The organism is Streptomyces thermoviolaceus (assembly GCF_045209695.1).
Lineage (GTDB): Bacteria > Actinomycetota > Actinomycetes > Streptomycetales > Streptomycetaceae > Streptomyces > Streptomyces thermoviolaceus.
Window position 1 is genome coordinate 1,310,239 of the sequence record NZ_CP109280.1, and the last position, 14,765, is coordinate 1,325,003.

Genomic DNA, 14,765 nt, shown 5'->3' on the forward strand with positions numbered 1-14,765 from the left:
GCGCACCGGTCACCGGGTCCGGTTCCGCACGGTCGTGGTCACGTATCCGCAGGCGAGCGCGGCCAGCGACAATGCCAGTGCCGCGCCCATCGGTTGAGCGGTGAGCCGGGCCGCGGCGGCCAGGTAGCGGCTGCCGCCGAAGGGCCAGGGCAGCAGGAACAGCTCACGCAGCCGGGCGGGCAGCCCGTCGGGGTCGCCGGCCGAGGCGCCGAAGACCGCGTGCACCGCGGGGGCCACGACCACCGGCACCGCCAGAACCGTGGCGAGCCCGGCCGCGGTGGAGCGGAAGATGCCCGCGGCCAGCACGCCGGTCCAGGCGCAGCCCACCACGAGAGACACCCAACTCGCGCCCAGCACAAGCCAGTCCCCGGGCACCTGGGTCAGCTCCCCGCCGAAGACGAGGTAGAGGGCCTCGGCGTCGCAGCCGATGGAGAGGAAGGCGAGCAGCAGCGCGGTGACGGTGGCGACGAGCAGTTTCGCGGCGAGCAGCCCCAGGCGGCGGGGCACGGTGCCACGGTCGGCGGCGAGCGCGGGGTGACGGAACTCGTCGCCGAAGGCGAGCGCGCCGAGCAGTCCGGCGCCCAGCGCGGCCGGCGGGAGCGGGAGCAGCTGGGGCCAGGCGGCCAGCAGCCGCGGCTGCGGGGTGTGGCCGAGGCCGCCCATGATCAGCGAGGTGAGGGCGGAGACGACGAGGACGACGGCGCAGGTGACGAAGCCCGTCCCGACGCCCCAGGCGCGGCGCAGTTCGTAGCGCAGGGGGCGCAGGGGGCTGGGGCCGGGGCGGACGCAGATCGGCGGCGGGAGCGTGGAGGAGGTGTCGAGCCGGAGCGCCTCCGCCGGGCGGGGGGTGGGGATCGAGGGCTGTGCGGCACAGGACTGCCGCTCGGTGCCGGTGCCGCGGGTTCCCGGTGCGCCGGGGGCGGCCGGGCGGCTGTGCACGGGCGGGTCGTCCGGGCCGTCCGCGGTGGTCCGGGTGCCCGTGCGGGAGGTGGTGGCGGGGGCTGCGCGACGGAGGCCCGCCTCCCCGGGGACCGGTGCCTCCGGGGAGGCGGAGCGAGCGGGGGTGCCCGGGGCTACGTCGGTGGAGAGCGTCTTCCCGGGAAGCACCGGCGAGGAGTCCCGGCGGCCCGCGGGGGGCGTGCCGGGGCGTGTCGCCGTGGGCGCGGCGGGTGTCCCGGTCGCGTCGCCGGCGAGCGTGCCGCGACCGTCCGCCGCCGCAGCGGTCTGAGCGGGTGTACCGGCTGCCTGCGCGGGGGTGCCGGTGCCGGCGGGCTCGCGGTGCTCCGGCGCCTGAGCGGTTCCCGGCAGGTCCGGGGTGTCGGCGGTGGGTGCGGGTGTCTCCGTGCGGGCGGCGGTCCGACGGGGCTCGCCGGGTACCGCGTCGGGGTGGAGGTTCTCGCCCTCGGGATGCCGTCCGGACACGGTGAGCACGGTGCCGCCCCCGCCGGGCCGGGCTGCGGAGGCCGCCGCGGGGCGTTGCGCGGCGGGGCGGTCGTCGGCAAGAGCGGTGGGCCCCTCCTCGTCGGGACGCCTGGTGGCGCGGAGTGCCGGGCCGCGCGCGCCGATCACCGGGTGCGCCGCGGAGCGCTTGCCGGCCGGGGCGGCGACCGCCGGCCGGTCTTCGGGGGCGTCGGCGGTGTGCCGGTCGTGCCCGGGGTGTTCGGGGTGTGCCGGTGTGCGACGGTTCACCGCAGCACTCGGTTCCGCCGTCGTCGCGGCGGACGATGCGGCAGGGGGCACGGCTCCGGCGCCCGGCCCCATGTCCCCTACTTCGTCCGCGAGTTGATGGATGAGGATGCCGTGGCGGAAGGCGGACTCGCCGACGTCGGCGCAGGTGCTGCCGTAGACGGAGAGGCGGTTGCCGTCCTCCTGCACGACTTCGACGGAACGCCGGGCGACGCGTGCCTCTTTGATCAGCAGGGCGGCCAGGCGCGCGGCGTGCGGGGTGCGGACGGCCACGCGCGGGCGGAGCCGGTTGCGGGCGAACTCGGTGGCCTCCTGGTCGGCGACGACGCTGCCGCGGTCGAGGGTGACGACCCGGTCGGCGGTGCGCGCGGCCTCCTTGGGGTCGGCTGTGGTGAACAGCACGGTGCCGCCCTGGGCCGCATGGGCGCGCAGCCTCTCGTGCAGCCAGCGGCTCTCCCGCGCGGACAGTCCGCGGGCCGGGTCGTCGAGCACCAGGGTGTGCGGGCCGGGCAGCAGGGCGCAGGCCAGGCCCAGCCGGCGGTCCAGGCCGCGTGAGAGGGTGCCCAGGCGTTCGTCCCGGAAGCTGACCAGGCCGACGGTCTCCAGCACGTCGTCGGCCCTGCGGGCGGGGAGTCCGGCGGCGGCGCAGAGCATGCGCAGATGGCCGCGGACCGTGCGGGAGGGATGTCCGGGGACGTCGCCCAGCAGCACACCGACCTCGCGCGCGGGATGGGGGATGCGGTGCAGCGGGCGACCCTTGAAGTAGGTGATGCCGCGGCCTTGTTGGAGTTCGAGCATGAGGCGCAGCGTCGTCGTCTTGCCCGCTCCGGCCGCCCCCAGGAGCGCGGTGACGCGCCCCGCGTGCGCCTCGAAGGAGACGTCGTCGACGGCGGGCGGGAGACCCTTGCGGGAGTCGCTGGTCAATCCGAAGGCCTGGATCACCCGCAGCAAGATAGCGCCTTATGTCCGTTTTTTCGGGAACCCGGCGCACGTTCGGACCGGTGGACGCCACCGCCCGCTCCGGTGTTCGCCTTTCGCAAGAAAGGACGGTCGCGGCGCGGCCGGTGCGTCCGCCGCGGTCAGACCTCGGGGCGCAGCATCGGCGGGTTGAGCAGGGTGGCGCCGCCTGCGCGGAAGAGCTGGGCTGGCCGGCCGCCCTGGCGGGTGGTGGTCCCTCCGGTCGGCACGAGGAAGCCCGGGGTTCCGGTGACCTTGCGGTGGAAGTTGCGCGGGTCGAGTGCCACGCCCCAGACGGCTTCGTACACCCGGCGCAGCTCGCCGACGGTGAACTCCGGCGGGCAGAACGCGGTGGCCAGCGACGAGTACTCGATCTTCGAGCGGGCGCGCTCGACTCCGTCGGCGAGGATCCGGGCGTGGTCGAAGGCGAGGGGTGTGGGTTCGCCGTCGCGGTCGTGGCCCTGGAGCAGTTCCTCGACGGGTGCCCACCGGGCCCGGTCCGCGTCGCCGCCGGGCCGGGGCGCGGGCAGATCCGGGGCCAGGACGAGGTGGGCGACACTGACGACGCGCATCCTCGGGTCCCGGTGGGGGTCTCCGTAGGTCGCGAGCTGCTCGAGGTGGGCGGTGCCGTCCTGGGCGGGCCGGTCGGGGTCGTGCACGCGCAGGCCCGACGCCTCGGCCAGCTCCCGTGCCGCTGCCTGTGCCAGATCCTCGTCGGCCCTGACGAACCCGCCCGGGAGCGCCCAGCGCCCCTGGAAGGGTGGTTCCGCCCTGCGCACCGCCAGCGCGCACAGGGAATGGCGGCGGACGGTCAGCACGACCAGGTCCACGGTCACGGCAAAGGGCGGAAAGGCTGACGGGTCGTAGGGCATGCCGCGATCATAGTCGTCTGCCTGACGATAAACACTCCCGTCTCCGGCCTCCTCAACCGCCGACCCCTGTGCCCGGCCGGTACTCACACGCTGCCTCCCCCCCTTCGCGTCCCCTGCCACGTCGTCCGAGGTCACACCCCCAGTTGCAGGCCCTCGGCCGCTTCCTCGACGAGGGCGAGGCCGAGTCTGCTCACGCGTGCGGAGAAGGGCGCCCCGGCCACCCGCAGTCCGGTCAGACCGATCTCGCCGAGGGGCGCGGAACGCACCGGGCGGAGGGTGACCGTCCCACCCGGCACGTCGGGACGGATGCCCACGAGGGCGGTCAGCAGCAGGACGGAGGCTGCGGCCGCCGTGGCCGAGGGCCGACAGGCGGCGGGGTGGTGGACGGGAGCGCTGCCCTCGGTGCGCTGCTCACCGGAGAACATCTCGGGCAGCCGGTGACCGAAGGCCTCGGCGGCGGCCACCAGGCCCCGCAGCAGCGATCCGGCCTGTTTCTCGTGTCCCGCCGCGGCGAGCCCGGCGACGGCGACGGCGGTCTCCGTGACCCGTACGGCTCCGGCACGGTGGCCGAAGGGGTTGTAGCCCGTCTCGTCGGCTGCCAGGCCGCGCAGCCCCCAGCCCGAGTTCATGGCCGGGCTGTCCAGCAGCCGGGCGAGGTGTCCGGTCCGGGCCTCGTCGAGCAGTCCGGGTGCCTGCCGGCCTTCACCGAGCAGGCCGGTGTCCAGCAGGTGGGCGGCGGCCGCGTCGAGGTGGAGCAGGAGGCGGCCGTCGGGTGCGCGGCCCGCGGCGGGTCTGCCGCCGCTCGGATCCGGTGCCCAGAACTCCCGCCGGAACGCCGTGCGCAGCGCGTCGGCCCACTGGCGCAGCGCGTCGGCGCCGGGGCGGCCGCAGGCGTCGAGCAGGTCCGCGCCGAGCACCGCGGCGCGGTGCGCGTGGGCCTGGGTCTCGCAGCGGACGGGCCGCCCGGGCAGGGGGTCGCACAGGTAGGTGTCGTCGCCGGCGGTCGCGCGCAGCCAGGTCAGGCAGCGTTCGGCCGCCGGCAGCAGTTCTTCCGTCTCGTGGGCGGGCAGCCCCCAGCGGCGGGCTTCCGCCAGGACGACGGGGAACAGCAGGGTCGCCTCCACCCCGGTGCAGCAGGGCGGCAGGTGGGGACCCGCGTCGCGGCGGGGACCGGGGATCATGCCGAAGCGCGGCCCCGGGCCGGTGTGCTGAGTGCGGGCCAGGGTGCGCAGGGTGCCCGCGGCGAGCCGGGTGCCCAGCGGCAGCGCCATCCGGGCCGCGGCGAGCGCCTCGGCCGGGGCGAGACCGCACCGCCACGGCGCACCCGCCGCGAGATGCAGGTCGGCGGGGTGCCGCGGGTCGCGCAGCAGCAGGGCCCGCAGGTCCTCGATGGCGGTGCGCAGCAGGTCCGGAACTCCGGGTGTGTCGGCGGTGGCGACGGCCCCGGCGAGAGGGCTCGTCACCGTGCGGGCGGCGGAGCGGACCGGTCCGGCGCCGTCCTGCCGTACGCGCAGCTCCAGGCTCGCGGTGCCGCCCGGGGACAGGTCGAACTGCCAGCGCAGCAGTCCGGCCGAGGCCAGCACGTCCGCCGGGGGCGGCTGTGCCGTCACGGACACGCTGATGTCCGGCGCCGACCAGCACAGGCCGGGACCGCGCACGCTCGCGGGACGTTCGCCGCCGGCCCGGCCAGCCGCGATCCGGCCGAGTTCCGCCAGGTCGGTGCCGAGAGCCACCTCGACCGGCAGCCGCAGGGGCCGCGGGGAGGCACTGCGCAGCACGATCCGCTCGGTGCCCTCCGCGTCCCGGGTGCGTTCCACGACGACGTCCGGGTCGGGGCCCGCGTCGGGCGACGCGCGCAGCGTGCCCACGAAGCGGACGCGATCCGGTGCGGTCATCCGCGCCTGCACGACCAGCGGCTCGCGCCCGGCGACACGGAGGCGGCAGCGGGACAGCAGCCGCCGGCCCGCCCGGTAGACGCCTTCCAGGCCCCGGCCGGTCAGCTGCCCCTGTTCCGTGGAGACGGTCAGGGCCGGCAGTGCCACACAGATCAGGGCGTCGTGCGTGGAGGGCAGCTCGGCCGGCGGGGCGGGGGCCGTCCGCGGCGCGGGCCGGCAGGACCGGTGCGGGGTCGGTGACCGGCGCTCGTCCCGGCCGGGTGCCGGCCGCAGGGGACCCTTCGCCGGGGCCGGGGCGCCGGGCGGGGTCCTGCTGGGCGCCGAGGGCTCGGCGGGTCGCGTCGGCTGGTACATGCGGCGGCCTTCTCTGTGCTCTGGGCGCCTCGGGCGCTCGGCCGGTTCCGAACGGCCGGTGCCCGGGCAGGTGCTCGCGGGGCGGGAAGTCCGGCGGGCGCCCTGGCCGGGGTTCCGCCACTCAGGTGAACGCGGTGGCACCGGTCCGGGTCACGCCCGGTGCCGTGCATCCGGCTGAACGGCGGTCGGGGGGCGGGGGGGGAGGACGACGGGAGGGCAGCCGCAGGGCGGCCGTGAGACGGGGCGGCTGGTCGAACGCGGCGGGCGGACGGTCGGCCCGGACGGACGACGGCCCGGACGGACGACGGCTCGGAGGAGCAACGGCTCGGCAGAGCCTGGTCTGTGCTTGACGTGCCCCTGATCAGGGTTTTCCACAGGCAAAGCGGAGGTTTGGGTTCCGCGAGATCGTCGTCGCATGACGCATCACAGCCACACGACCGGACCCTTCCTCACCGGCGACATCGCCTACACCGGTTTCTCCTCCGAACACCAGGTGACCCTGCGCACCCCGGCCGAACTGGTCGACGCCCTGCCCTACCTCCTCGGCTACCGGCCCGAGGACAGCATGGTCCTGGTCGCGCTGCACGACCGGGGCGGGCGCGGCAGGTTCGGCGGCCGGGCCCGCCTCGGCATCCCGCCGAACAGCGAGGACTGGCCCTGGGCAGCGCGGCAGCTGGCGCACGGACTGATCACGGGCAGCGAGCGCAGGGGCGCCAAACCCGAGCAGATGGTCGCCTTCCTCTGGCAGGACCCGGCAGCGGGCGAGTCACCGCGGGAGGTGAAGAACAGGCTGCGCCCCCTCGCCCAACACCTGCGCACCGAATGCGGGCGCCTCGACGTCCCGGTGATCGAGGCGCTGTGCATCTCCGGAGGTCGCTTCTGGTCGTACTGCTGTCCGACCGACGACTGCTGTCCCGACGAAGGCAGGCCCATGGGACTGCCCGGCACCTCCGTGCTGGCCGCCGCCGCGGCCTACGCCGGCATCCAGGTACGCGGCAGCCTGCGGGAGCTGCGCGCCAGGCTGCTGCCCTGCCGGAGCGGCGCCGCCGCACAACAGCAGGAGCGGGCGCTGGACAGCGCGAGCCGGACCCTGGTGCCTCGGATGCTGGACGAGACGGACGGCCCGGCGGTGGCGGTCGAGACCCTGCGACTCGCCGAGCGTGTCATGCGGCGCTTCGCCGAGGCGCCCGCTGTTTCCGGCGTCGCCGCCGCCGATCTTCGCGACGACCGCTTGCTCGAGGACGAGGAGGCGGCCCGGCTCATCCTCGGCCTGCAGGACCGCACGACCCGCGACCGGGCCGCGGCATGGATGGAGGGCGACGAGGCCACCCCGGCGCTGCGGCTGTGGCGCGCGCTGGCCCGCCGTTGCGTGGGCCCGTACGGCGAACACGCGGCGGCCCCGCTGACGCTCGCGGGCTGGGTCGCCTGGTCGTCCGGTGACGAGCTGGAGGCCCGGGAGGCCTTGGCCATGGCGCTGGGTGCGGACCCCGACTACCTCTTCGCCCGCCTGCTGCACCAGGCGTGCAACGAAGGGCTGGATCCGGAATCGGTCCGCCGCTGCCTGCGCGCGGAACGCGCCGGCCGGCAGGAGCCCACCCGGCCACCGGAAACCGAGTCGGACGGTACAACGGTCGCTCCCCGTACGGCCCGCACTCCGGCGACGGACGTTCCCGGGACGGCCGGAACGGCAGATGCACGTGGGACGGCCGGAACGGAAGACGCATGCGGGACGGCCGGAACGGCAGACGCGTCCGGGACGGACGCCCCGGAAACAGCGAACGCTCCGGCGACGGACACACCGACGCCGGACGCTCGGGCAACGGATGCAGCGACGCCACCGGATGTGCCGAACGACGCGGCGACGGACACGCCGGGCACGCCCGACCCGTCGGACACGGCGGCCCGGTCGGGCACACAGGCCGGCCGGACACCCCAACCCGCCGCTCGGCCGACCGGACCCGCCGCTCGGACGGTCGAGGTGGCACCCGGCCCGCCCGAGCCGGGGGCCTCGCAGGGGCAGGAAGCGGCCGACAGCACCGCACGCACCTCGGGAGCGGCAGGAGCGGGCCGCCGTCGACGCCGTCCGCGTGCGGGCACCCGCGGTGCGGTCGCGCCCGGCCGGGGCCGCAACCGTCCCGGATGCCGCGCCGACGGGACACGTCCCGGTGCCCGCACCCGTCCCGCGACCACGGCCGGCACCCGCCCGCGCCCCGCGACAGTCGACCCGCGGGACTGCGGCGACGTGCCCCACAGCACGCCGTCCGCGCCCGGCAGCGAGCCGGAGGACCAGACAGGAGAACAGCAGACGTGACATCGAGAGGACCAGACATGGCATGGGCTGCGCTCACCGCCCTCCGGGCCGCGCGTCGGCGCAAGCCGCCCGCCGGGCACACCGCGTTCCCCGCACGACCCCATGTCGTGCACACCGCCCGAAGCCGTCCGCCCGGCCCCCACACCGCGGGCGGCCCGCAGCGCCCGGTCCCGTACCGCACACAGCCCGCAGCGCCCGGGCTCACACCGCACGCGGCCCGCAGCCGTCCACCCACCCGAGCCGCAGAAGCCGCAGCGGCGGACGCCGCCCGCTCAACCCCCGGCCGCGAGGACCAGCGGAAGCACCTGCTCGGCTCCGGCCCGGCGCAGCAGACGGGCGGCCACCGCGAGGGTCCAGCCGGACTCGGTGCGGTCGTCGACGAGCAGGACGGGGCCGGGGGTGGCGGCCAGGGCCCGGCCCAGCTGCTCGGGGACGGCGAAGGCACCGGAGAGGGCCTTGAGACGTTGCGCGGAGTTGCTGCGGGCCGCCACGTGGGTGCCGTCCGGCCGGGTGCAGGCCAGCGTGCCCAGGAAGGGCAGACGGCCGACGGTCGCGATGCCCTCGGCCAGCGTGCCGATCAGCTGCGGGCGGGTGGTGGAGGGCAGGGCGACGACTCCGACCGGCCGCGCGACGGGGTCCGGGACGCCGGGCGCCCATCCGCCCGGGGAGCGTGCCCAGTCGGCGAGCACCTCGACGACGGCCCGCAGGACGTCGTCGGGCACCGGGCCGTCGGGTGCGCCGTCGGCCAGGAGCGGACGCAGCCGGTTGCCCCAGCCGATGTCGGAGAGCCGTCCCAGGGCGCGCCCGGTGGAGCACTGCTCGCCCGCGGGGATGCGGCCCTTGAGGTCGATGCCGAGCGCGGGCATGCCCGTGGGCCACATGCGGCGCGGCTCGATCTCCACTCCCGGGCGGTCGAGTTCCTTCTCGGCGCCGGTCAGTGCCTCGGGCGAGACGGTGGAGTCGACCCAGGGTCCGGCGCAGTTGTCGCAACGGCCGCACGGGGCCGCGCCCTCGTCGTCCAGGTGGCGGCGCAGGAACTCCATCCGGCACTGCGTCGTGGTGACGTAGTCGCGCATGGCCTGCTGTTCGGCGGCCCGCTGGCGCGCCACCCGTGCGTAGCGTTCCGCGTCGTAGGTCCAGGGTGTGCCGGTGGCGATCCAGCCACCCTTGACCCGCTCGACGGCGCCGTCCACGTCCAGCACCTTCAGCAGGGTCTCCAGGCGGGTGCGGCGCAGATCCACCAGGGCCTCCAGGGCCGGCACCGACAGCGGCCGGCCGGCGTCCGCGAGGGCCGCGAGGGTCTGCCGGACCTGTGCCTCGGGCGGGAAGGCGGTGTCGGCGAAATACCGCCAGATCGCCTCGTCCTCCTTGCCCGGCAGCATCAGCACATCGGCGTGCTCCACACCGCGCCCGGCCCGGCCGACCTGCTGGTAGTAGGCGATCGGGGAGGACGGCGATCCGAGGTGGACCACGAAACCCAGGTCGGGTTTGTCGAAGCCCATGCCGAGTGCCGAGGTGGCCACCAGTGCCTTCACGCGGTTGGCCAGCAGGTCGGCCTCGGCCTGCTGCCGGTCGGCGTTCTCCGTGCGCCCGGTGTAGGAGGCCACCCGGTGGCCGCGCTGCCGCAGGAACGCGGTGACCTCCTCGGCCGCGGCGACGGTGAGGGTGTAGACGATCCCGGAGCCCGGCAGCTCGGGCAGGTGCTCGGCGAGCCAGGCCAGCCGGTGCGCGGCGTCCGGCAGCCGCACGACGCCGAGCCGCAGGCTCTCCCGCTCCAGGGAGCCGCGCAGCACCAGGGCCTCGTCGCCGCCGGTGCCCAGTTGCTCGGCCACGTCCGCCGTGACCCGCGCATTGGCGGTGGCGGTGGTGGCCAGGACCGGCACACCCGGTGCGAGGCCGGCCAGCATGGACCGCAGCCTGCGGTAGTCGGGCCGGAAGTCGTGGCCCCAGTCGGAGATGCAGTGCGCCTCGTCGACGACGAGCAGGCCGGTGGTGGCCGCCAGCCGCGGGAGCAGGTGTTCGCGGAAGTCGACGGCGTTGAGGCGCTCGGGGCTGACGAGCAGGACGTCGGTCTCGCCGCGCTCGACCTCCGCGTGGATCGTCTCCCACTCCTCCGGGTTCGCCGAGTTGATGGTGCGCGCCCGGATGCCGGCCCGTTCGGCCGCCTCGACCTGGTTGCGCATCAGCGCCAGCAGCGGCGAGACGATCACCGTGGGGCCGCTGCCGCGCCGCCGCAGCAGGACGGTGGCGACGAAGTACACCGCGGACTTGCCCCAGCCGGTGCGCTGCACCACCAGGGCGCGCCGGCGCTCCCGCACCAGAGCCGCCACGGCCTGCCACTGGTCCTCGCGCAACCGTGCCCCCGGGGCACCGACCAGTTCGGCGAGTACGGCGTCGGCTTCTGCCCGCAGCTGAGGATCGTCCATGGCCCCATGCAACCCGACGGCAGGCTTCTTCGGCCACTTCACGCACGGTGACGTGTGGGCACGCAACGCCACTACCGCGCGTCGCCCGGCCGCACGCTGGGTAGAAACACGTCAGTTGTCGTTCTGCTCGTGTCGTCTACCTGTGCGACAGGAACGCTCGAAGCCGCTCCCGCACGGACGGGCCCGTGATCCGGTCGGACTGCGCCGCGGGGCGCTGCCGCATCCGGTCCCGCCCGCCGTGCGGGCGTGTAGCCGAAGGGAGGAACGTGTCCTTCGGATGTGCTCCGTCCTCGGCGGCGTCGTTCTCGGCGTCCGCCGCGTCCGCCCGTCGTGTGCTCGAACCCGCGGAGTGGGCCGCGGCGGGCATCCCGCTGCTGCGCAACCCCCGTGAGGTCGTCACCGGGCTGCATGCCCGGCACCGGCCGACCCCGGGGACCGCCGTGGTGGCGGTGCTGGACCCGGACCAACGGCTGCGTGCCAGCGCCTCGTTCGGCCACCGTCCGGTGCCCGCCGACGGCTGGATGCTGCGCAACGCGCTGCTGGACCAGCTGCGCCGGGTCATACCCCACGATCTGCGGCGCCGGACTCCGGTGCGCACCGCCGTGCTGCTGTACTGCCGCGAGGGCGAGACACGCTGGACGGAGGAGGACGGTGCGTGGATGTGGGGCCTGCGTGATGCCTGCACACTGCACGGGCTGCGCTGCGGGGCCTACATCACGCTGACCCCGGACGGCTGGCAGGTGCTCGGGGAGGGCCGCGGCGGCCGACGGCCGACCGCCGTCCGGGGCCCCGCGCCCCGCACGGCCGCCGGGACAGCCGAGATGTCCGGGATCCCGTCGCAGCGGCCGCGTCCCCGGGACACCGCCGACGACCGGCCGCACCGGGCGACGGCCCACCGGTGACGTCCGCGACCGCTGCCCCGTGCCGGACACGCACCCGGATGCCGAACGCGCATCTTCGTGTCCGGGCACACTCCCCCGGACCAGGCGCAGCCGCCCGATCGGGGCGCGGCCGCACGGTGCGGTGCCGGGCGCGGGCGCACCGGACGACGGGAACCAGCGCATGCGGTGCCGTGACCGTGCCCCACGCATGCCACGCCGCGACCGTTCCCACGCAGGCATGCCGAAGCAGCCGCCGTGCGGGGGTGCCGCAGCGACGGCTGTCGTTCTGCACGGCCTGCTACGACCGGGAGTTCACCGCCTGTGCGGGGGCCGGATCAGACGCCTGCGCCCAGAACGGAGTTGATCTTCTTGGGGTCGCCGCACACGATCAGCAGGTTCTCGGCCCGGGAATGGGCCAGCGGCAGAACCGTGGCGGCGGCAGCGTCGGTGCCGCCGTTGACGGCGACCACGACCACCGGGCGGGCGGCGACGCGGGAGGCCTTGGTGGCGTCCGTGTAGAAGACGTCGTCTCGCGCGTCGTGCTGGGCCCAGTAGGAGGCCTCCCCGAAGGACAGCTCGTGCTCCGCCCATGGGTGCGGGTCACCGGTGGTGACGACCAGCACGTCGCCGGGCGCACGGCCCGACTCCAGCAGCAGGTCGACCGCTTCCTCGGCCGCGTCCAGCGCACCCTCGGCGGAGGCCGGGATCAGCTGGATCTGCGGGTTCGACGAGGCGGCACGGGACGCCGGGGCCGACGGCCCCGGCTTGGGTGCGGCCACATCGCGCGGCGTGCGTTGGGTCGGCGCCGGCCGCTGGGGGCCGGGACGACCGGGGCGGGACGGAGCCGCGGGACGGGGGCCGGGTACGGGACGGGGGGTCGGCGCGGTGCGGCCGCTGGCCGGAGTGGCGCGGGGACCCTGGGCACTCTCGTGAATCTGAGGCTCCTCGGGAATGAGAGGCATGGGCTGATATTTATCAAACGTTGGTACGGCTCGCGTGGGCGGGTGCCGCACGCGGGCAGGCGGCACGGTCAGAAGTCGAAGCCGAGCTGACCCTCGATCTCCGGCGCGGATCCGTCCGCCCATGCGCGGACCTTCTTCAGGTGCCGCCATTTGGGCAGCGCATCAAGATACGCCCACGACAGCCGGTGGTGCGGGGTGGGTCCCCGTTCCTCCAACGCGGCTTTGTGCGCGGGTGACGGATATCCGGCATTGGCCGCGAAATCGAAGTCTGCATGGTCGACGCCCAGTTCGGCCATCACTTTGTCGCGGTGCACCTTGGCGATCACCGAGGCCGCCGCGACGGCCACGCACGACCGGTCGCCCTTGACGACCGTACGAACCCGCCAGGGGGCGCCGAGATAGTCGTGCTTGCCGTCGAGAATCACCGCGTCGGGGCGGACGGGCAGCGCCTCAAGGGCCCGCACGGCGGCGAGCCGCAGCGACGCCGTCATCCCCAGCTCGTCGATCTCCTGCGGGGATGCGTGCCCCAGAGCGTAGGCCGTCACCCACTTCTCCAGCTCGGCGGCGAGTTCGGTGCGCCGCTTGACGGTGAGCAGTTTCGAGTCGGTGAGGCCCACGGGCGGCCGACGCAGTCCGGTGACCGCCGCGCAGACAGTGACGGGACCGGCCCAGGCGCCGCGCCCCACCTCGTCGACACCGGCAATGACCTTCGCTCCGGTCGTGGCCCGCAGGGAGCGCTCGACGGTGTGAGTGGGTGGTTCGTACGGCATGGCGCCCTTAGCGTACGCCGCCCGGTTCCGGCCGCGACACCCCGGTTCCCCGCACACCCGCGCCGGCGCCACCGCCCGGCGTGCCCGGCTGCCGCGGGTGCACCGAAGGACCCGTCAGCCGGCCGTCCGGCTTCTCCGGGTGTGCACCCGTTCTTCACGTGTGCACACCCGCCCGCGGCACGTCACGGGCGGCTCCGCACCGCACACCCGCGTGTGCGGGATCACCACTTCCCGCAAGCGGCCGGACTGCGGGCGCAGGCGTGCACGGCCCCGTCCACCGGGTGTGCCGGGCGGTCCGGCGGGTGCGCCGGGCCGTCCGCCGTCGGCGTCGCGGGACGCGCTCGCGCCGCCCGGCATCCCGCGGCGCCGGCGGTGGTCGTGCGGCACAGCACGGTGCCCGTGTACGGGAGTTGAGCGCGGTCGGTGCCGCGCGCGAGGCAAGCCGTTGCGGCAGGGCGGACGACTGCGCGGGGGTTCGTGTCGTCAAGAGACGAAAGCCTCCGCGTCCACGTGCTCCAGCCGGGCGCACACGGGCCGTGCGCGTCGGGACAGGCGCCCGCCGACGAGTCCGGATCCCGGTCGCGCCGGCCGGCGCGACCGGGCGCCCTCTTTGCTCGGAGTCGCGGTCGTGAAGTCGCATGGGCGGTGCCGACGCGCCGTCGGACCGCTCCGTCCCGCACAGTCGCCGACGCCGATCACATCGGATGTGACGGATCGTCAGGCGTCGGCACCTGACAGGATCAGCCGGCCGTCGGCACCCACGGCGGCAGGGGTTCGGTGCGCCGGTCCCACTCGGCCGGCGGCGTCCCCGCCTTCGCACCGGCCAGCACGCCGCCCACGATGGCGCAGGTGGTGTCCACGTCGCCGCCGGCCCGGGCGGTCGTCCAGAAGGCGTCCGCGAAGTCCCCGAGGCCGCGGGCGGCCGCCCACAGCGCGAACGGCACCGTGTCGTGGGCGGTGCTGCGCCGCCCGCAGCCGAGCACGGCGGCGACCGTGGCCACGTCGCCGTAGTCCAGCATGTCGCGGGCGCGCCGCAGACCGGCACCGACGGCGCTGCGGGCGGGCACGAGCGCGATGACACCGTCGAGCAGCCCCTCGGCCGTGAGCGGGCCGTCGGGCGCGGCGACCAGCGCGGCAGCCGCGGCGACGGCCATGGCGCCCACGACCGCCTCACGGTGCTGGTGGGTGGGGTAGGCGGAGATCTCCGCCTGGTGGGTGGCCTGTTCCGGATCGTCCGCGTACCAGGCGCCCAGCGGTGCGATCCGCATCGCCGCGCCGTTGCCCCAGGAGCCCTGCCCCCTGAAGAGCGCGGCGGCCGGCTCCCGCCAGTCCGCGCCGTCCCGGACCTGGCGCAGCAGGGCGCCGACCGCCCTGCCGTACCCGCGGGCGGCATCGTAGTGCTCGGCGAAGGAGGCGGCCAGGGCGTCCTGGTCGATGCGGTGGTGGCCGGCCAGGACGGCCACCACGGAGCAGGCCATCTCCGTGCTGTCGGTCCACGGCCAGGTCCCCGGCGGCAGTTCACGGCGCCCGAGCAGCGGGCGGTGGAACGGCACGGTGAACTGCGCGCCGAGCGCGTCGCCCACGGCCAGACCGCGCAGTGCGGCCAGTGCGCGGTCCAGGCGGGCGCCGGCCGAGACGTCGGAGGCCATGG

Annotated in this window: 9 protein-coding genes; 2 read left to right on the plus strand and 7 right to left on the minus strand. The window is 75.7% G+C overall.

Translation table 11 applies throughout. The features are described from left to right. Positions 1–9: 9 nt before the first annotated feature. From OG899_RS05765 to OG899_RS05775, 3 genes are all read right to left on the minus strand, one after another. A complete protein-coding gene (locus tag OG899_RS05765; protein WP_168130813.1) occupies positions 10–2,628 on the minus strand; it encodes an ATP-binding cassette domain-containing protein in 2,619 nt (872 codons plus the stop codon). Between the two features lie 137 nt (positions 2,629–2,765). Continuing rightward, a complete protein-coding gene (locus tag OG899_RS05770; RefSeq protein WP_125498228.1) occupies positions 2,766–3,515 on the minus strand; it encodes an NUDIX domain-containing protein in 750 nt (249 codons plus the stop codon). 131 nt (positions 3,516–3,646) lie between these two features. Then, positions 3,647–5,764, minus strand: coding sequence for a glycogen debranching N-terminal domain-containing protein (locus OG899_RS05775; RefSeq protein WP_125498229.1), 2,118 nt, complete (start codon positions 5,762–5,764; stop codon positions 3,647–3,649). Between the two features lie 415 nt (positions 5,765–6,179). Between OG899_RS05775 and OG899_RS05780 the strand changes: the two genes are divergently transcribed. Beyond that, entirely contained in the window at positions 6,180–8,075 is a 1,896-nt protein-coding gene (locus OG899_RS05780) for a DUF4192 family protein (RefSeq protein WP_406310925.1), read from the plus strand. A 272-nt stretch (positions 8,076–8,347) separates the two neighbouring features. On the opposite strand, the gene OG899_RS05785 is transcribed toward OG899_RS05780, so the two are convergent. Further along, on the minus strand, positions 8,348–10,501 hold the full coding sequence (locus OG899_RS05785; protein WP_125498231.1) for a RecQ family ATP-dependent DNA helicase: 2,154 nt from the start codon (positions 10,499–10,501) through the stop codon (positions 8,348–8,350). A gap of 266 nt (positions 10,502–10,767) precedes the next feature. On the opposite strand from OG899_RS05785, the gene OG899_RS05790 reads away from it, so the two are divergent. Then, on the plus strand, positions 10,768–11,403 hold the full coding sequence (locus OG899_RS05790) for a hypothetical protein (RefSeq protein WP_308293319.1): 636 nt from the start codon (positions 10,768–10,770) through the stop codon (positions 11,401–11,403). Between the two features lie 314 nt (positions 11,404–11,717). Here OG899_RS05790 and OG899_RS05795 read toward each other — a convergent pair whose 3' ends face one another. The 3 genes from OG899_RS05795 to OG899_RS05805 all read right to left on the minus strand — a co-directional run bounded on the left by OG899_RS05795 (position 11,718) and on the right by OG899_RS05805 (position 14,763). Then, a complete protein-coding gene (locus OG899_RS05795; protein WP_125498232.1) occupies positions 11,718–12,344 on the minus strand; it encodes a hypothetical protein in 627 nt (208 codons plus the stop codon). Positions 12,345–12,412: 68 nt separating this feature from the next. After that, complete coding sequence (locus OG899_RS05800) at positions 12,413–13,114, minus strand: ribonuclease HII (protein ID WP_125498233.1); 702 nt, start codon at positions 13,112–13,114, stop codon at positions 12,413–12,415. A gap of 740 nt (positions 13,115–13,854) precedes the next feature. Beyond that, the gene (locus OG899_RS05805) at positions 13,855–14,763 is read right to left on the minus strand and encodes an ADP-ribosylglycohydrolase family protein (protein ID WP_168130810.1); all 909 of its coding nucleotides are present in this window, start codon (positions 14,761–14,763) and stop codon (positions 13,855–13,857) included. Positions 14,764–14,765 lie beyond the last annotated feature (2 nt).